Origin of the sequence: Oscillibacter sp. KLE 1728, from assembly GCF_934833455.1 — a bacterium.
Lineage (GTDB): Bacteria > Bacillota > Clostridia > Oscillospirales > Oscillospiraceae > Oscillibacter > Oscillibacter welbionis.
In genome coordinates this window covers 1-17,645 of record NZ_CAKVVF010000044.1, presented here as the reverse complement: position 1 = coordinate 17,645, position 17,645 = coordinate 1, and the positions used below count along the sequence as shown (strand labels likewise).

Below are 17,645 nucleotides of genomic sequence, written 5' to 3'. Positions count from 1 at the left end.
CGCCGTGCTCTTCAGGGCCTCCACCGCCGCCGCCTGGGTGAAGGTGGACACACAGGAGGCCACCCCCTCCTGCAGCTGCGCCATTTTCTTGATGTACCCCGGCTCCGGCGCTACCAGATAGCCGATCCGCCAGCCGGTCATGGCATAGGACTTGGAGAAGCTGTTCAGCACCATCACGCGGTCCTGCATCTCGGGCACCTGGGCCATGCTGTACGGCTGGATGCCGTCGTATACGATGGCGTCATAGGGCTCGTCTGTCAGCACCCACAGGTCATGGGTCTTCGCCACCTTGGCGATGGCCAGGATGTCCTCCTTCGTCAGCACCGCGCCGGTGGGATTGCAGGGGGAGTTCAGCAGGATCGCCCGGGTCCGGGGTGTGACGGCCTTTTCGATATCCGCCGCTTGGATCCGGTAGTCATATTCCTCATACGTGGGGACGGGCACCGCTCTGGCGCCGATGCTGCTGGCCTGCCCGTAGTAGTTGGGGAAGCAGGGATCCGGCACCAGGATTTCATCGCCCGGGTCCAGCAGCGTCATCATGGCCAGGAACAAGCCCTCCATGGCCCCCACGGTGATGATGACGTGGTCTTTGGTATAGCCCTCCCAGTACTGCTTCCGGTACTTGGCGGCCACAGCCTCCCGCAGCTCTGTGGTGCCGGCGTTGGGCGCGTAATGGGTCTGCCCCTCGTCCAGGGCTCTCTTCGCCGCGTCCTTGATGTACTGGGGCGTGTCGAAGTTGGGTTCGCCCACCGTCAGCTTGATCGCCTCCGGGTATTGGGCCGCCAGATCAAACATCTTTCGGATGCCGGACGCTGGATACTGCTTCGCCCGCTGGGAAATGCGCAGTTCCTGTTCCATTGGTAACATCTCCTTTTGATCATCTTCTCACGCGCACCCGGCGCACCCGTTCCGAAAGCGGGCACGCCGAATGCGCAGCAGGCAGTTCCTTACTTCGCAGTCTTGTCGTTCACCCACAGCTCCGGGATGGCGTTGGCCGCCGCCTCACTGGTGGGCTCCCACTTGCCGGACTTCAGCCGGGCCAGGTAATCATTGATCAGTGCGCCGATCTGCTTGCGCATCAGGAAGCAGACCACCAGGTTGCACACGGCGCACACACCGAAGAAGAAGTCGAAGAGATTCCACAGCACACTGAGGGCGCCCACAGAGCCGATGATGGCGAAGGCGCAGCCCAGAAGCCGGTAGGGCAGAATGAACTTCTTGCCGCCCAGGACGGTCATGCAGATCTCACCGTAGTACACATTGACCAGCGCGGTGGTGAAGGCGAAGAAGGTGATGATGGACACCACGAACACCGTACCGGCGATGGCGTTGCCGAAACCGGCGCCGAAAGCGGTTGCGGTCAGGGCCGCGCCGGTGCCGCCCTCGGTCCACACGCCGGTGCACAGGACCACCAGAGCGGTCATGGTGCAGACGATGATGGTGTCCACGAACACCTCGCTGATGCCCCACAGGCCCTGCTTCACCGGATGGTTGGCGGAAGAGGAGGAGTGGGCCAGCGGCGCCATGCCGGTGCCGGCCTCATTGGAGTACACGCCGCGGGCCAGGCCCCAACGGATGGCCAGCATCACGGTGGAGCCGGCAAAGCCGCCGGTGGCAGCCATAGGCGTAAAGGCGTACTCAAAAATCATCGCAAAGACGTGCGGGATGTTGCTGCCGAACTTTACCAGAATAAAGATGCTGCCGATCACATAGGCCAGCGCCATCAGGGGGACCACCTTCTCCGCAAAGGAGGAGATACTCTTGATGCCGCCCACCAGCACAACGGCCATGATGACGGCAAAGATCACGCCCACGATCCAGCCGGGAACGTCAAAGGAGACCCGAATCGCCTCCACCACAGAGTTGGCCTGCACGGCGGGCGCAAACACCATGGCGCAGCCCAGGATCACAGCCCAGAAAATGCCCAGCCACTTCCAGCTCTTGCCCAGCCCCCGGCGCACATACCAATAGAAGCCACCGTGCCATCTGCCGGTCTCAGGATCCCGCTCCCGGTAGGCCATGCCCAGGGTGATCTCGGAAAACTTCACGATGAAGCCCATGAGGGCCACGGCCCACATCCAGAATACGGCGCCAGGGCCGCCGGTGGCGATGGCCACCGATACACCGGCGATGTTCCCCACGCCAAGCGTGGAGGCCAGCGCCGTGCAGCAGGCCTGGAACGGGGAAATATCGCCCTCGCCGTCGCCCTTGTCGAAGATCTTGCCGAACGTGTTCTTCATGGCGTGTCCGAACCTGGTGAATTGGAAGAACTTAAAGCGGACGGACAGGTACACAGCGACTGCGGATGTCAGGATCAGAAGCGGCCATCCCCACAGCCAGTTGGAAATCGCCATCATGATGTCGATGATAAACATATTCTACCTCCCAAATAACTTCATGCGCTCCATTTTCGATTGGCTGAATCATCTGTCGGGAAGTCTTTCCCCGCGGCTTCCCCGGCTCCTCCTTTCCTCCTATATTCGATATGCGGCCAGCCGCATAACTTGCCTGATTTCCAATAATTCCGTATGGTGGAAGCGGATTCCTTTGGGTAGAATTGTCAAAGCTACCGGTCTTTTCTGGACATGTATCCAAAAAAGCGGCAGCTTTTCCGTAGAACGGGATCATTTTCCAAAATCGTGTCAAAAACCAAAGCCGCAACTGCGGCCCGACACGAAGCATTTCCACGGAAAATTACGGATCCTGTTTTCTTTCCTTATGATTTATGATATTATATAGACAAACATTTGTCAAGGCAGAATGTTTCTATGATATCGCCAAAAAGGAGCGGCCGATTTATGGCAAAAGAACAGGTATCCAGCATTCTCCGCGCCCTGGAGATTTTGGAGTGCTTCATGGATAACGAGACGGAGTGGACGTTGAAGCGCCTGGTGGCACAGCTGGATCTGCCCACCACCACTGTCCACCGCCAGCTCTCCACCCTCACGGACCGGGGTTATCTGGTCCAGGATCCCGTCCGCAAGAGCTACCGGGTGGGGCCACGCCTCCTGCTGCTCTCCAGCACCGTCCTCAGCCACTCCGATCTGCGCAGTACCGCCCGGCCGGAGCTGGAAAAGCTGTCCGCCACTGTGAAGGAGACCATCAACCTCAGCGTGATGCTGGACCGGGAGATCTTTTATCTGGACAAAGTGGAGACCTTCCGCTCCGTGGTGTGCAACACGAAAGTGGGCACCCGAGCCCCGGCCCACGCCACCAGCGGCGGCAAGATCATGCTGGCCTTTCACGATCCCGATTATGTGGACGCCTACTGCCGGGACCTGCCCCAGATGCAGCGGCTGACGGACCGCACCGTCTTCTCCCCGGACCTGCTGCGGGAGCAGCTGGCCCAGGCCCGGATCAACGGCTTCGCCATTGACGACGGGGAGATCGAACCCGGCCTGATCTGCGTGGGCGCCCCCATCTTCGGTCTGGACCAGACGGTGGTGGCGGCGGTCAGCATCGCCGGTCCCACCTTCCGTATGAAGGAAGAGTTGGACGTGATGACTCGTGCCGTGAAGGCCACTGCCGCCAACATCTCCCGCCTGATGGGCGGGCGGCCGTGACGCGGCCTGTTTTCCAGCTGTCAGGAGCGGGAGCCCATAAGGACTCCCGCTCCTGCTGCTTTTACTTCCGCTTCCGGAACAGCTCCGGCAGTCTCCAGCCGCGGCCCTTTCCCCGCTCCGTGGCCCGCATCTGGGGAGGATGGTCCAGATAGAACTGCTGGACGGAAACCGGCACCGCGCCGGCCTGCTCCGCCCGGACAAAGCCCCCGTCCGGCAGCATCCGCCGGGCCTTCACATTGTCTCCCAGAAGCCGGGCCAGATAGTCCGAGAGGAAGTCCTGCACCTCCCGGCTCTCCACCGGGCAGGCGATCTCCACCCGCCGCTCCTGATTTCGGGTCATGATGTCCGCAGAGGATAAGTACATCTGCCGCAGGACACCCTCCCCGAAGCAGTAGATGCGGGAGTGCTCCAGAAACTCCCCCACGATGCTGGTCACGGTGATATGGTCCGTCTTGCCTGGCACGCCGGGCACCAGGCAGCAGATGCCCCGGACGATCAGGTCCACCCGCACCCCCGCCTGGGACGCCCGGGCCAGCTGGTCGATCAGGTCCCGCTCCGTCACGGAGTTGGTCTTCAGGATGATCCGCCCCCGGTCGCCCCGGGTGATCTCCCCGTCGATGAGCCGTAACAGCGTCTGCTTCAGGGACACCGGCGCCACCAGCAGCTTGCCGTAGCTGCCCCGCAAATCGCCGATCAGCATATTCTGGAAAAAGGCCACGCCGTCGGCGGCAATGGTCCGATCCGCCGTCAACAGGGAGAAGTCTGTGTACAGCGCCGCGGTCTTTTCGTTGTAATTGCCCGTGCCGATCTGAGTCACATAGCTGAGCCCCGTCTTCTCCTTTCGGGTGATGAGGCAGATCTTGCCGTGGCACTTATAGCCGGCGGGTCCGTAGATCACCCGGCACCCGGCCTCCTCCAGCTCCCGGGCCCAGGTGATGTTGTTGCCCTCGTCAAAGCGGGCCCGCAGCTCCACCAGCACCGTCACGGCCTTGCCGTTCTCCGCCGCGGCGCACAGGTGCTTGATGACGGCGGACTTCCCCGCCACCCGGTAAATGGTCATCTGAATGGACACCACCGCCGGGTCCGCGGCGCTCTGGCGCAGCAGGTCCAGAAACGGCTGCATGGAGTGGTAGGGATAGAACAGCAGCACGTCCCGCTGGCGGATCTGCTCCCACATGGGCACCTCCCGGTCCAGCCAGGCGGGATATGCCGGCGCGTGGGGCGGGTAAAAGAGGGCGCTGTCCAGACTGTCCAGCTGGTAGGCGTATTTCAGAACCAGCGGGCAGGTGCACACATAGCTCTGCTCCGCCGTCAGCCTCAGCCGCCGGAGCAGCATGGCCTGCAGAGCCGGGGCCTCCCCCTGCATCTCCAGCCGCACCGGGGCCAGCCGCTCCCGCTGGCGCAGCAGCTTGGTCATCTGGGCGCGCAGGTCCAGGTCCTCCTGGTCCATAGCCTCATCATAGCTGATGTCTGCGTTCCGGGTGACGGACACCACCGCCTGCTCCTCGATCTGATAGATCTTGAAGATCTTCCGCAGGTGGTGGGCCAGAATGTCCTCCGTCCGCACGAAGGCGCCGGGCCGGGCCGGCAGAGGCAGGATGGGCGGCACCACATCCGGCACCCCCACGATGCCCAGCCGCCGCTTGTCTCCCTCCCGCAGCAGGGCGGCGGCATACAGGGTCTTGTTCTTCAGGTGGGGAAAGGGGTGGCTGGGGTCGATGATCTGGGGCATCAGCAACGGGCGCATGGCCTCCCGGTACCAGGCCCGCACATACTCCCGCTCACCGTTTTTCAGCTCCTTGTAGGGGATATCCGCCACCCCATGTTCCGCCAGGGCCTCCATCAGCTCCCGGTATACCTGGTCCCGCTGCCGGACCAGCGGCACCACGGCGGCATAGATCCGCCGCAGCTGTTCCGCCGGGGAGAACCCGCCCTTGTTTTCCCGGGCGTTCGGGGCCACCAGGGCTAGGTCCGTCAGGCTTCCCACCCGCACCATGAAGAACTCGTCCAGGTTGCTGGTGAAGATGGAGAGAAAGCGCAGACGCTCCATCAGCGGCACAGAGGGGTCCGCCGCCTCCTCCAGCACCCGCTGGTCAAAGGCCAGCCAACTGAGTTCCCGGTTCTGGGTGTAACTCAGGTCCCAGCGTTCAGCAGCTTGTGACACAGATATCCCTCCCTGACGCCGTAGGGACTGATATACAGCTCTCCTTCGCACAGCGCCTCTGTCAGTGCATCCATCAGCACGATGCCCGGCAGAATCGTGTGCACCCGGTCCGGGCAGTGCCGCAGGATCAGCTTCCGCGCCTGGTGGTCCCGCTTCAACAGCAGCTTTGTCAGCCGGCGGACCTCCGCAGGCGTCAGGATGCGGTTTCCCGCCGGCTTTTCATACCAGTCATTGGCGATTTTCAGCGCCGCCCGGGCCGTGCCGCCCACGCCGCAGACCCGTTCCGCCCGGTGCGCCGGCAGCCGGGCCTCCTTCAGGGCCGCGGCCACGGTGCTGCGGATCCGCTCCAGCTCCTTTTTCTTGGGCCACAGGCCGTCCACGCAGCGATTGAACAGCTCCAGGGATCCGATGGGCAGGCTCTGGGCCTTTTTGACCTCCCCGGCCCGGACCTCCAGGACCTCTGCGCTGCCGCCGCCAATGTCGAACATGGCGCCGTCCTGCAAGTCCGTGGCCGTCCGGGCGCCGTAATAGCCCAGTCTGGCCTCCAGCTCGCCGGAGATCACATCCACCCCCACGCCGGTGGCCGCCCGAATCTGCTCCACTGCCTCCTCCGTGTTGCGGATGTTCCGCAGGGAGGCGGTGGCAAATACGTGGGGGGCGTCCAGATCAAACTGCCGCAGCAGCGCCTGAAAGTCCCGGATGGCCCCGCAGGCCCGCTGGATTCCCTCCGGAGAGAGCACCCCTCCGTGGACGTAGCTGACCAGTCCCGCCATCTCCTTTTCGGAAAACAGCAGGTCGAATCCGCCCTCCGGCAGGGTGTTGTAGACGGACAGGCGGATGGTGTTGGACCCCAGGTCCACAATGGCGAATTTCATGGGTATGACGCTCCTTCTTCCCGCGCTCCCCACTGGGATGCGGCGTTTCACGTTTATCAGATTGACAGAGGCAGATGAAATTCAAAAGCGCGGTGCTGTAAAATGCCGGTAAAATTCAGGCTTTTTCGATGGCTCTGGCCACAGCGGCCAGGGCCTGGGCCTCCGTGTCGTCAAAAAGGTGGGTGTAGATGTTGCTGGTGACGGTCATGGAGCTGTGCCCCAGGGTGCGGGAGATATCGAACATGGGCACGCCCTGGCTGTTGGCCACCGAGGCAAAGCTGTGCCGCAGGCCGTGGAGGGAGATCTTGGGCAGCCCCTGCCGCCGCACCACCGTCAGCAGGTCCCGGGTCAGCTGGTCCGGCTTGGGGGGCGCCCCGTCCTGCCGCAGCACCACCCACTCCTTCGGGTCGTCGCTGCGCCGCCTCTCCCACGCCCGCCGCAGCACCTGCTGCAGGTCCTGGAGCCCGGTGATGCCCAGCCGCCGGGCGGAGGTGCGGGTCTTGGGGGACTTCAGCACCACGCTGCCGCCCACCTCTGTGCGCACCTCCCGGATGGAGAGCAGCCCCGCCTCCAGGTCCACATTCTCCCACCGCAGGCCGCAGATCTCGCTGCGCCGCAGGCCCAGATAGGCCGCCAGCTTCACCGGCAGCTCCATCATCGTGCCGGACACGGCGGAGAACAGCAGCTGCAGCTGCTCCGGGGAGTAAAAGCTGAAGCGGGCCTCCTTCTTCTTGGGCGGCGTCACCCGCTCCATGGGGCTGCGTTCCAGCATCTCCAGCCGCACCGCCATGCCCAGGGCCGTGGTCAGCATCACATAGTGCTTGATGACCGTGTTGGGGGACAGGCCCTGGTTCATCTTCTCATAGAGATAGCCCTGGATACGCAGGGGCGTCAGCTCCGCCAGAGGGATCCTTCCCAGGGCAGGCAGCACATGACAGCGTGCCATGTTGCGGTAGGCGTACAGCGTGCTCTCCGCCCGGTCCCGGGCCACCACCTCCTCCAGCCAGAAGGTCAGCCACTCCCCCAGTGTGCAGTCCTTCCCCGGCAGGCGCCGGTCGGCACAGGAGTTCCCCTCCAGCGCGGCCTGGGCCTCCTCCCTGGTGCGGTAGGTGCGGGTATAGCGCCGTCCGTCCTGCCGGAACACCGCGTAATACAGCTGCCGCTCCGTGTCGTATGCAAGATTCTTCTGGATCGTCTTTCTGGGCATGGGTGCATTCCTCTCTCTTTCTCTCTCGTTTTGCGATGCAGGCGCATCGCAAAAGGGCCGTGTGCCGCCGACCACGGCGCGGCCTGAAATTTCAGCGCACGGACCGGGACAGCCCACATGCGCGAAAACTTCATGCGCCGCCGGGGCAGCTGATTTTCGCGGCGCCCCACTGCCCATGAAGTTTTATGCCCTTTTATCATAAACAACTCACGCTGTCCAATAGGATACCCATATTCGGTCAGACAAAACACAATTATTGTAAATTTCCGGGCCCGCTCCGGCCCTCTATTCATGTAGGGCCGGGGCGAATGCCCCTTCTGCCGCAGGCTTTTTCACGGCCTGCGGGAAAAAAACGCGCCTGCCTGCGGCAGCCGCTCTCCAAGAGCCGATTCACTTCGCGTCCTTCACTCCCATCCGGCAGGCGGCCCACACCGCGTTGTGGTCCGAGAGCTCCTCCCCCGCAAAGCGGGCCAGGGCGGAATCCGGCCGGGCAAAGCCACAGTCCGCCGTCCGGGTAGAAAGGGTGCGGCTCTTGGTGGGTGTCATCCCCCGCAGCAGCAGCCAGTCCAGCCGCAGGCCCAGGCATCCGCCGCCCGGCAGGGGCTTGCGCCGGGTTAAAATGGGCGTCTCCGGCACTGCCCGGTAGCCCATGGCCTCCGCCGCCGTCAGGGCAGCCTCATACTGCGCCACGTCTTCCAGACAGCGGCGCTGGAGTGCCGGACTCCCCGCGATCTCCCGGATGGCGTCCTTGTCCCGGCCGTCAAAGGTGTTGGTGTTCAGATCTCCCCCCAGCACTACCGGAATGCCGGGAAGCAGTTCCTCCGCCGCACGGAGCACCGCCTCCAGCTGGAGCCGCCGTCCCTCGCCATGGGTGCGGTTCTCCAGGTGGATGGAGGCCACGCCCAGAGGCCGACCGCCCACATCCAGCTCCGCCATCACCGCGCATCGCCCGCCAATCCGGCGCTGGCGGTCGAAGTACCAGTTGTACTGCTCCGGCAGCCGCACGGTCCACGCCCGCCGGATGGGCCAGCGGGAGAACACCGCATTTCCGTGGAAGCCCTTGGGGTCCTCCCCATTCACCAGCTCGATGAACTCCAGGCCGTAGGCGTAGTTCCAGCCGAACCGCTCCGCCAGCTCCCGAGCGGTGTTCCGGCCGCCAGAGCGGACGCAGCCATCATCCAGCTCATTGGCCAGCACCACATCCAGGGGCCGGACGCCCGGGCAGTCCTGAAGAAAGTCGCCCAGCTCCTCCAGGTGGACGCCCCGCTCCATATTGAACACCAGCAGGCCCAGCTCCTCCGGCACCTCCGCCGGGGCCGGCACCGGTGCGCCGATCTCCGTCTCCGAAAACTGGGGGATCATGGCCATCACCGTCTCCTGCGTCTCGTGGTCCAGCAGCGCACCCAGGCGCTGGCGCTCCGTATTGGGGATACCCTTCATAGTGTCCTTCCTCCTTGTGTTCTGGGGGCGCAGGTGGAGCGGACCACCAGCTCCGGCTGGAGCAGGTCCGCTGTCGGCCGCCGGTCCCCCTGAATCTGGCACAGCAGCCGCTCCACGGCGATGCGTCCCTGCTGAAATTTATGCTGCGAAACAGTGGTCAGATGGATACGGGGAATGGCGGCGTAGGAGACGTTGTCATACCCCACCAGGGACAGGTCCTCCGGCACCCGGATCCCCCGCTCTTCCGCCGCCTCCAAAATTCTGAGGGCGGTCAGGTCTGAAAATGCCAGCACGGCGTGGGGCAGCGTCCGCTCCCCGAACAGTGCCAACGCCTGTTCATAGGCCCACTGGCGCAGTTCCCGGGTGTCCGGCGGCGCGGGCAGCACCCGGCCGGAGAGCCCGTGCTCTTTCAGCGCCCGGCGAAAGCCCCGCACCCGCTGCACACGGGTGAGAGAGTCCGCACGCCCACCCAAAAACACCAGGTCCCGGTGGCCCAGCTGCAGCAGATACCGGACGGCGATGGCCGCCCCCGCCTCATTGTCCGCCATCACATAGCTGCACTTCTCCCCGTGGTTCACGCCCAGGTACACGCAGGGAGTGCCCTCCAGCAGGTCGGCGTGCTTGGCCTGGCTCTCCCGGGACAGGGGCGAGATCAGCACGCCGTCGATCTGCCGGGCCAGAAAGTTCTCGATGGCTCGAAGCTCCCGTCCCTCCTCCTGGAGGGAGTTGCTCAACAGCACCCGGTACCCGTTTTCCGCTGCCGTCTCCTCAATGGCAGTGGCGATGCCCGTGAAGTAGGGGTTGGACACGTCCGGCACCACTACCCCCAGAGTGTGGGTGGCCTGCCCCGTCAGCCCCTTGGCGGCGGCGTTGGGCACGTATCCCAGCTGGGCGCAGGCGGCCCGGACCCGTTCCTTGGTCTCTGCGCTGATCTCCGGGCGGTCGTCCAGAGTCCGGGACACAGTGGCCGGGCTGACCCCGGCCAGCGCTGCCACGTCCTTAATGGTCGTCCGCCGCATCCCGTTCTCCCTCCTATTTGTGCAAACGTTTCCAATAGCACCTTTAAGATACCATTCCGGCAGGGAAACTGTCAAGTTTCTTCGTCTGTTTTACCATGTTTTTGTGGGTTTTTAATATATTTTCTCCAGTATCTTCCGGAACGGCATTCTGGTATAATGCTTTTATGAAAAAAGCTGCACAGCAGAAGGAGGACTTTTATGGCCCGCATGACCATCAGGGACATTGCCCGGCTGGCCGGGGTCTCCGTCACCACCGTTTCCCGGGCGCTGAACAATGCGCCGGAGATCAACTTCCAGACCCGGGAGCGCGTGCTCCAGGTGTGCCGGGAACAGGGCTACCGCTCCAACCTGCTGGCTCGGAGCCTAGTCTCCAGCCGGACCCGTGTGCTGGGCGTCATTCTGCCGGAGCTCTCCGGCCCTTTTCACGCCTCCATCGTGCTGCACCTGGAGCGCTACGCCCAGGAACAGGACTACCAGATCATGTTGTGCTGCGGCCGGGTAGGGGGCAGCGAAACCGCCGCCCTGTTCGACTTTCTGGTAAGTCACCGGGTGGACGGCATTCTGCTGGTCAGTGCCAGCAGCGCCGCGCCCGATCTGCTGCGGCGCCACGCACGGGGGACGCCCTCCGTGCTGCTGGGGGATGTGTCCCCGACCGCCACGCTTCAGCGGATCAACGCTGTCAGCACCGACAACTATGTAGGCGGCGCCATGGCGGCCGGATACCTCTCCCGACTGGGGCACCGGCGGGTGCTGTATCTGGGTCCCCGGCGGGACAGCGTCACCCATGTGCTCCGGCACCAGGGCTTTCTCGCCATCGCCAGGGAGCGGGGCATGGAGGTGGAGACCGTCTTCAACCCCGGCGCCGTCTCCTCCGCCCCCAACGGCTACCGGCTGGCCAGGCAGGTGTTCGCCCGCCCCTTCCCGCAGACGGCGGTCTTCGCTCCCTCCGACGCCATGGCCCTGGGTGTCCTCCAGGCGGCAGACGAGCTGGGACTGGACATTCCCGGCCGGATCTCCCTGCTGGGCTATGACGATATCGAATACGCCTCCCTGCCGAAAATCCGCCTCAGCACTCTGGCCCAGCCCACCGGGGCCCTGGCAGAGAGCGCTGTGCGGCTGCTGCTGGAGCTGATCGACTCCGGCGGGCCGGGGGAGGTCACCCACAAGCTGATCGCCCCCCGGCTGGTAGAGCGCAGCACCTGCTGCTCTCCGCAGCAGAGGACCGCGGTCTAACGGCCCGGGCATCCGAACAAAACAAGCCCCCGGCTTTTCAGCCGGGGGCTCGCTTATACTGCTCAGGGAAGATAGTTCAGCGGGTTGCGGGCCACGCCGTTGTAACGGACCTCGAAGTGGCAGTGATTGCCGGTGGAGTTGCCGGTGGAGCCCACCCGTGCGATCTGCTGGCCCTTGTAGACGTGGTCGCCCACGGAGACCGTCAGGCTGCTGTTGTGACCGTACCGGGTCACATAGCCGTTACCGTGGTTGATCTCCACCAGGTAGCCGTAGCCGCCCATCCAGCCGGAGTAGGTGACTGTGCCGCCGTCCGCCGCGTAGACCGGCGTGCCGTACGGCCCGGCAATATCGATGCCCTGATGGTTGGTGGAGCCAATGCCGCCGGGAGAGGACCGTCCGCCGAAGCGGGAGGTGATCCGGCCGCTGATGGGCCACCGGAACGTGCCGGTGGGCAGCCAGGTGGGCCGCTCCTTCGTGCCCTGGAGCCGCTGCTCCGTCACGGGCTCCTTCAGGGTGACAGAGGAGAGGATCGTCCGCTCCGTCTCCACACCGTTGACATAGGTGACGTTGGCCACCACGTCGGCGGCGCCGTACTCACCGGGGGAAGTCACCTGATAGTCGCCCTTGTACAGATAGGCAGAGTCCGTGTACTCCACATCATACATGACGTCTTCCACGTAGTATTCCCGCTGCTTCACTGTCACTGTAAGATAGGGGACGGCCTCCGACAGCGTCAGCACCTCACCGATCTGGATCTTGTCGATGTTGTAGCCGGGGTTCAGCGCCAGCAGTTCCTTGGAGGTCATTCCGTGATCCTCCGCGATCTCGGACCAGGTGTCACCCGCCTTCACGGTGTACGTGGTCTCAGCGGTCTTCGTGCTGTACAGCAGCTCCGCCAGATACCCCAGGTTCATCACCTTTTCCGTGGGCACGTACTCCTGCTTGATCTCCACATCCTCCGCAAATTCGCAGGAGATGGTGTTCTCGTCCGCGGTGCTGCTCTGGAGCTGGCTCAGCAGCTCCTCCAGTGCGCCCTCATAGGGGGTCGCGCCCACCAGCTCACCGTCCACATACAGACTGTACGCCTGGGTGACCAGACCGATCTGCTGGGACAGGTCTTCCTCCAGCGTCGTCTCGTCTACCACGTCCTGCCGCAGCAGCAGGCCGGAGGAATACTGCAGCAGGGAGTCGTCGATGGTGTAGCTCTCCCCCAGCGTCCGGGCGGTGACCGCCTCCAGGTCCGACGCGGCCTCCTCCGCTGCGGATTGGGAGCCCACAGCGGCAATCACCTCGCCGTCGTACAAAACCGTCGTCCCGAAGGTGTAGACGGAGAAGAACAACCCGATGGCAGCCGCCACGCAGCCGCCGCACAGCAGCATCGCTGGATGCAGGCGCCAGCGGTGCCCCAGCTTGGCCCGCAGGGCAGAGACCCGCTCACGCCGCTGCTTCCGGCTGGCGCGGATCCGTTCGCCCAGCAGCCCCCCCAGAGTGGGCAGCATTCCCCAGGCCAGCAGAAGCAACTGCACAGGAAGCCGCTCAGACTCCGGGAACCGCTTTGCCTTTTTCTCCCGTACCAGACGCCGCCAGTGGCGGCGGGTATTCTTGGCCTTTTCCGCCAGCGCCTGGCAGCCGGTCACCACAGGGCTGATCTCCCCCTCCGTGTCCTGCCAGGACTGCACAGCCTGCCGCAGCCTCCGGCGCCGGGGCTCTGTCCGTCGGGACGGACCAGCGGGCTCCTCTCCCCACTCGGGGATCAAGGGCTTCACCGCCGTCGGTGCGGATACGGGCTCCGGCTGCACCTCCGGGGGCTTGGGCGGACACTTCCTCTCCCGCTCCGCCTGTCCGGCAGCCAGACGCTTGCCGCCGCGGCGGGACTGCCGGGCGGCATGATCGCTTTTCTGAATATGTTCGCTCATATCGTCTCCGTAAAATCCAGCGAAATAGTTACAATTTGTTACCGTTTGTAATCATACGCCATTTCCCGCTTCCAGTCAAGTCTAAAATTGTTAAAAAAGTTCTTCAATTTCTTGTGTTTCCATCAATTTCCGCACCACAGCATCTGGTAGGGTCCCACACTTTTGCCAGAAGCGCCCTGCTGCCGGGCGCAAATTTTTGTGATGATATTTTGATTTTCCAATTGACCCCGACGGCGAGTTGTGTATAATGAGAATAGTCTAAATACGTTCCCAAATCTGTACGTTTTTGGAGGAAATCAGAGATGTTTGAATTTTTGATCAAAAAGCTGAAGGCCCATCCCCGGAAGATTGTCTTCACTGAGGGCACGGATCCCCGCATTCTGGAGGCGTCCGCCCGCTTGCTGTCCGGTACCTTCCTGACCCCTGTGCTGGTGGGCAATCTCGACGAGATCCAGGCCGCTGCCGAGGAGGCCGGCTTCAACATCCGGGGCGCTGAGATCATTGATCCCGAGGCCTTCCCCGACATGGAGAAGATGGTCTCCACCCTGGTGGAGCTGCGCAAGGGCAAGATGAGTGAGGAGGAGTGCCGCAAGCTCCTCAAGCAGGCCAACTACTTCGGCACCATGCTGGTGAAGATGGGCTATGCCGACGCTCTGCTGGGCGGCGCCACCTATTCCACCGCCGACACGGTCCGTCCCGCCCTGCAGATCATCAAGACCAAGCCCGGCAACAAGATCGTGTCCTCCTGCTTCATTCTGGTCCGTCCCTCCGCCACCGGCGACCGCGAGGTTCTGGCCATGGGCGATTGCGCCATCAACATCAAGCCCACCGAGGATGAGCTGGTGGAGATCGGCCTGGAGACCGCCACCACCGCCAAGGTCTTCGGCATCGATCCCAAGGTGGCTTACCTCAGCTATTCCACCCTGGGTTCCGGCAAGGGCGAGGATGTGGACAAGATGCGCAATGCCTGCAGCAAACTCAAGGCCCTGGCCCCCGATCTGGATGTGGACGGCGAGCTGCAGTTCGACGCCGCCGTCTCTCCCCGCGTGGCCCGCACCAAGTGCCCTGACTCCAAGGTGGCCGGCCATGCCAACACCTTCATCTTCCCGGACATCAACGCCGGCAACATCGGCTACAAGATCGCCCAGCGCCTGGGCTCCTTTGATGCCTACGGCCCCATCCTGCAGGGTCTGAACGCCCCCATCAACGACCTGTCCCGCGGCTGCAACGCCCAGGAGGTCTACTCCATGGCCATCATCACTGCCGGCCTGTGCGAGGACTGATTGCCGTACATCCCATTTTCCATACAGCAGACAGCGGCGGACGCTTTCGCGGTCCGCCGCTGTTTTTTTGTTCATTGCAACCGGCGGTTGCGGAATCGCCAAGGGACCTTGATGGACAATCCCGCCGCCCTCTGCTATGATGGTCGCAGAATTGAAGCGGGAGGCGAGACCATGACCTTGGGAGAACGGCTGATTCAGCTGCGGGCAAAAGCAGGGCTCAGTCAGGATACCCTGGCGGAGCAGCTGGGAGTATCCCGGCAGTCTGTCAGCAAGTGGGAAAACGACGCCAGCGTACCGGATTTGGAGAAGTTGGTGAAACTGAGTGGAGTGTTCGGCGTATCTCTGGATGAACTGGTGAAGGGAGAGGTCCCGGATTCGGCGGCCCCCGCCGTAAAGGCCGGCGTGACGGCAGAGGAACTTCGGCTCCACCGGCAACGTCTTTTGGGTCTTTTGTTGCTGCTGGCATCTGTGCTGCTGGGCGCTCGCAGCGAAGGCACATGGGGAATTTTATTTGCCTGGCCTCTGGTGACCTGCGGGATTCTGTGTCTGCTGTGCAGGTGCCCTCTGGGCCTTCTCTGCGCTTGGGGCGCATGGCTGGCACATTTTGTCTCCGTGGGTGCATCCTTATTTTATCTTTTCGAAGGAACACGTATCGACAATTTTATGGCGCTTACCGTAATCGTACCATTGGGGGTTCTGACGGTCTACTCGCTTCGTCATCCGCCATCCATACCTATATGCTGGTTCCTATTGGTGGCGGTCTTGTATCAATACCGAAATATTTGGTGGCTTTCTTTAGAGCCTCTCGGCTATTTAGACCTGTTCTACCTTTTCGCACTTCCAGCAGGTGGGAAATTTCTGACGCTGTATTGGCTGGCTATGCTCCTGCTGGTCGCTGCCTATTCTTTACGGACGCTGATCTCTCGGCGACATCGGTGCAAAGCTTAGTCCGAATCGTAGTATATCTTAAAAATATTTCAAAACGTATACCTTTGAATTAAAAACAAAGCCGCCCTGTCGGGCGGCTTTGCGCTTTGCTTTCGCTGCTTACTTCAGGTTGAAGAACGCCTTCATGCCGGGATACTGCGCCACGTCGCCCAGCTCCTCCTCGATGCGGAGCAGCTGGTTGTACTTAGCCACCCGGTCGGTGCGGCTGGGGGCGCCGGTCTTGATCTGGCCCGCGTTGACGGCCACGGCGATGTCGGCGATGGTGGCGTCCTCGGTCTCGCCGGAGCGGTGGGACACGATGGCGGTGTAGCCGGCCCGGTTGGCCATCTGGATGGCGTCCAGGGTCTCGGTCAGGGTGCCGATCTGGTTGACCTTGATAAGGATGGCGTTGCCCACCTGCTTCTCAATGCCGGTGGCCAGACGCTCCACGTTGGTGACGAACAGGTCGTCGCCCACCAGCTGGACCCGATCGCCGATGGCCTTGGTCAGCATGGCCCAGCCCTCCCAGTCGGTCTCGGCCATGCCGTCCTCCAGGGAGATGATGGGATAGTTGTCGGCAAACTTCTTCCACATGTTCACCAGCTGCTGCTGGGTCAGCTTCTTGCCGGACTTGGGCTGGACATAGCACTTCTGCTCCTCGTCCCACCACTCGGAGGAGGCGGCGTCGATGGCGATCTTGAAGTCCTCGCCGGGCTTGTAGCCCGCGGCCTCGATGGCCTGGACAATGACCTTCAGGGCATCCTCGTCCTTCTTCAGATTGGGGGCGTAGCCGCCCTCGTCGCCCACACCGGCAGCGGGAGTGCCGTTCTCCTTCAGCACAGCCTTCAGGGCGTGAAACACCTCGGCACAGCGGCGCAGGGCCTCCCGGAAGGAGGGGGCGGAGACAGGCATAATCATGAACTCCTGGATCTCCACATTGTTGGTGGCGTGGGCGCCGCCGTTGAGGATGTTCATCATAGGCACGGGCAGCTGCTTGGCGTTGACGCCGCCGATATAGCTGTACAGGCTGGCGCCCAGGCTCTCGGCCGCCGCCTTGGCGCAGGCCAGGGACGCGCCCAGGATGGCGTTGGCACCCAGGCGGGACTTGTTGGGGGTGCCGTCCAGGTCGATCAGGGCCTTGTCGATGGAGGTCTGATCCAGGACATTCATGCCGATCAGGCACTCGGCGATCTCGGTGTTGACGTTCTCCACAGCCTTTTCCACGCCCTTGCCGTTGTAGCGGCCCTTGTCGCCGTCCCGCAGCTCGCAGGCCTCATAGATGCCGGTGGAAGCGCCGGAGGGCACGGCGGCGCGGCCCATAGTGCCGTCCTCCAAATAGACCTCCACTTCCACAGTGGGGTTGCCCCGGCTGTCTAGGATCTCCCGGCCCAGGACGTCGACAATCTCAATGATCTGCTTCATAGAACTCGTTCTCCTTTATTAAAATTATAAGACAGAATCATGCGGGCGCGTTCCTCCCAAGGGAGGGCCCACCAGGGATTTCCGGTGCTATTATATCGGTAATCGTTTACTCTGTCAAGCAAACCGGATATTTCCAGTGAAAAAAGTGCGCACTCCTGTCACAGAAGGACGGCGCTGCTGAGAATCTCAAAGGCCTCCTGACAGGGCAGGCGCTTTTTCTCCATGGGCGGCAGGCTGTCGTCAAACCGGCGGGCTTCCGCTTCGTCAAACACAAACGCCGGGCTCTGGCGGTATATCCAGCTTTTTCCCGCCAGGGTGCCGGGCTCCAGTTCCTTCACCAGCATCGCGGCGGGATACGTCCCGTCCTCCAGATGGACCCGGTGCTTTTTGCAGCTTTGGAAGCCGCGGCCCACGTAGTTGTTGGGATCGCCGAAGATCACAATAGCCTCGTACCCCATGGCGGACGCCCGCCGGAAGGACTCCTCCATCAGCAGCCTGCCATAGCCCCGGCGCTGCAGTCCCGGTCGGATACAGACTGGTCCAAAGGTCAGGATGCCCTTCTCCTTCCCTGCCTCGTCCACCAGTGTGCTCTTCGT

Annotated in this window: 14 protein-coding genes; 4 read left to right on the top strand and 10 right to left on the bottom strand. The window is 62.9% G+C overall.

Features of this window, described 5'->3' with window-relative positions:
* Both QVE23_RS06730 and QVE23_RS06725 read right to left on the bottom strand, forming a co-directional pair.
* A partial coding sequence (locus tag QVE23_RS06730) for a pyridoxal phosphate-dependent aminotransferase (protein ID WP_287967804.1) occupies positions 1 to 858 on the bottom strand: 858 nt, incomplete at its 3' end.
* 89 nt (positions 859 to 947) lie between these two features.
* Positions 948 to 2,375 (bottom strand): alanine/glycine:cation symporter family protein, encoded by a 1,428-nt coding sequence (locus tag QVE23_RS06725; RefSeq protein WP_287967803.1) that lies wholly within the window; start codon positions 2,373 to 2,375, stop codon positions 948 to 950.
* A 423-nt stretch (positions 2,376 to 2,798) separates the two neighbouring features.
* On the opposite strand from QVE23_RS06725, the gene QVE23_RS06720 reads away from it, so the two are divergent.
* Positions 2,799 to 3,563 (top strand): IclR family transcriptional regulator, encoded by a 765-nt coding sequence (locus QVE23_RS06720; RefSeq protein WP_025544391.1) that lies wholly within the window; start codon positions 2,799 to 2,801, stop codon positions 3,561 to 3,563.
* Between the two features lie 61 nt (positions 3,564 to 3,624).
* Here QVE23_RS06720 and ppk1 read toward each other — a convergent pair whose 3' ends face one another.
* The 5 genes from ppk1 to QVE23_RS06695 form a co-directional block, all read right to left on the bottom strand.
* Positions 3,625 to 5,727, bottom strand: coding sequence for a polyphosphate kinase 1 (gene ppk1 / locus QVE23_RS06715; protein WP_287967796.1), 2,103 nt, complete (start codon positions 5,725 to 5,727; stop codon positions 3,625 to 3,627).
* Positions 5,697 to 6,602 (bottom strand): Ppx/GppA phosphatase family protein, encoded by a 906-nt coding sequence (locus QVE23_RS06710; RefSeq protein WP_136891276.1) that lies wholly within the window; start codon positions 6,600 to 6,602, stop codon positions 5,697 to 5,699. Before QVE23_RS06710 ends, ppk1 begins: the two co-directional genes overlap by 31 nt.
* A gap of 115 nt (positions 6,603 to 6,717) precedes the next feature.
* Positions 6,718 to 7,809: a tyrosine-type recombinase/integrase gene (locus QVE23_RS06705; RefSeq protein ID WP_287967795.1), complete on the bottom strand. Its 1,092-nt coding sequence runs from the start codon at positions 7,807 to 7,809 to the stop codon at positions 6,718 to 6,720.
* Between the two features lie 390 nt (positions 7,810 to 8,199).
* Positions 8,200 to 9,249 carry an endonuclease/exonuclease/phosphatase family protein gene (locus QVE23_RS06700; protein WP_287967794.1) on the bottom strand — a complete coding sequence of 350 codons (1,050 nt, stop codon included), beginning with the start codon at positions 9,247 to 9,249 and terminating at the stop codon, positions 8,200 to 8,202.
* Entirely contained in the window at positions 9,246 to 10,268 is a 1,023-nt protein-coding gene (locus QVE23_RS06695; RefSeq protein WP_273481570.1) for a LacI family DNA-binding transcriptional regulator, read from the bottom strand. The genes QVE23_RS06700 and QVE23_RS06695 overlap by 4 nt, the downstream gene beginning before the upstream one ends.
* 198 nt (positions 10,269 to 10,466) lie before the next feature.
* Between QVE23_RS06695 and QVE23_RS06690 the strand changes: the two genes are divergently transcribed.
* A complete protein-coding gene (locus QVE23_RS06690; RefSeq protein ID WP_287967793.1) occupies positions 10,467 to 11,501 on the top strand; it encodes a LacI family DNA-binding transcriptional regulator in 1,035 nt (344 codons plus the stop codon).
* A 62-nt stretch (positions 11,502 to 11,563) separates the two neighbouring features.
* On the opposite strand, the gene QVE23_RS06685 is transcribed toward QVE23_RS06690, so the two are convergent.
* Positions 11,564 to 13,417, bottom strand: a complete 1,854-nt coding sequence (locus tag QVE23_RS06685) for a peptidoglycan DD-metalloendopeptidase family protein (RefSeq protein WP_287553456.1) — start codon at positions 13,415 to 13,417, stop codon at positions 11,564 to 11,566.
* A 302-nt stretch (positions 13,418 to 13,719) separates the two neighbouring features.
* On the opposite strand from QVE23_RS06685, the gene pta reads away from it, so the two are divergent.
* Together pta and QVE23_RS06675 are read left to right on the top strand one after the other, a co-directional pair.
* Positions 13,720 to 14,700, top strand: a complete 981-nt coding sequence (gene pta / locus QVE23_RS06680; protein WP_287967791.1) for a phosphate acetyltransferase — start codon at positions 13,720 to 13,722, stop codon at positions 14,698 to 14,700.
* Positions 14,701 to 14,871: 171 nt separating this feature from the next.
* Complete coding sequence (locus QVE23_RS06675; protein WP_287967789.1) at positions 14,872 to 15,648, top strand: helix-turn-helix domain-containing protein; 777 nt, start codon at positions 14,872 to 14,874, stop codon at positions 15,646 to 15,648.
* 99 nt (positions 15,649 to 15,747) lie between these two features.
* On the opposite strand, the gene eno is transcribed toward QVE23_RS06675, so the two are convergent.
* Together eno and QVE23_RS06665 are read right to left on the bottom strand one after the other, a co-directional pair.
* The gene (gene eno, locus QVE23_RS06670; RefSeq protein WP_021750793.1) at positions 15,748 to 17,049 is read right to left on the bottom strand and encodes a phosphopyruvate hydratase; all 1,302 of its coding nucleotides are present in this window, start codon (positions 17,047 to 17,049) and stop codon (positions 15,748 to 15,750) included.
* A gap of 158 nt (positions 17,050 to 17,207) precedes the next feature.
* A partial coding sequence (locus QVE23_RS06665) for a GNAT family N-acetyltransferase (RefSeq protein ID WP_287967787.1) occupies positions 17,208 to 17,645 on the bottom strand: 438 nt, incomplete at its 5' end.

Bases quoted from the DNA above. Each gene is read 5' to 3' on its own strand.
- QVE23_RS06700 (WP_287967794.1), bottom strand. From the start codon at position 9,249: ATGAAGGGTATCCCCAATACGGAGCGCCAGCGCCTGGGTGCGCTGCTG.
- QVE23_RS06705 (WP_287967795.1), bottom strand. From the start codon at position 7,809: ATGCCCAGAAAGACGATCCAGAAGAATCTTGCATACGACACGGAGCGG.
- eno (WP_021750793.1), bottom strand. From the start codon at position 17,049: ATGAAGCAGATCATTGAGATTGTCGACGTCCTGGGCCGGGAGATCCTA.
- pta (WP_287967791.1), top strand. From the start codon at position 13,720: ATGTTTGAATTTTTGATCAAAAAGCTGAAGGCCCATCCCCGGAAGATT.
- QVE23_RS06685 (WP_287553456.1), bottom strand. From the start codon at position 13,417: ATGAGCGAACATATTCAGAAAAGCGATCATGCCGCCCGGCAGTCCCGC.
- QVE23_RS06710 (WP_136891276.1), bottom strand. From the start codon at position 6,602: ATGAAATTCGCCATTGTGGACCTGGGGTCCAACACCATCCGCCTGTCC.
- QVE23_RS06720 (WP_025544391.1), top strand. From the start codon at position 2,799: ATGGCAAAAGAACAGGTATCCAGCATTCTCCGCGCCCTGGAGATTTTG.
- QVE23_RS06690 (WP_287967793.1), top strand. From the start codon at position 10,467: ATGGCCCGCATGACCATCAGGGACATTGCCCGGCTGGCCGGGGTCTCC.
- QVE23_RS06675 (WP_287967789.1), top strand. From the start codon at position 14,872: ATGACCTTGGGAGAACGGCTGATTCAGCTGCGGGCAAAAGCAGGGCTC.
- QVE23_RS06725 (WP_287967803.1), bottom strand. From the start codon at position 2,375: ATGTTTATCATCGACATCATGATGGCGATTTCCAACTGGCTGTGGGGA.
- QVE23_RS06695 (WP_273481570.1), bottom strand. From the start codon at position 10,268: ATGCGGCGGACGACCATTAAGGACGTGGCAGCGCTGGCCGGGGTCAGC.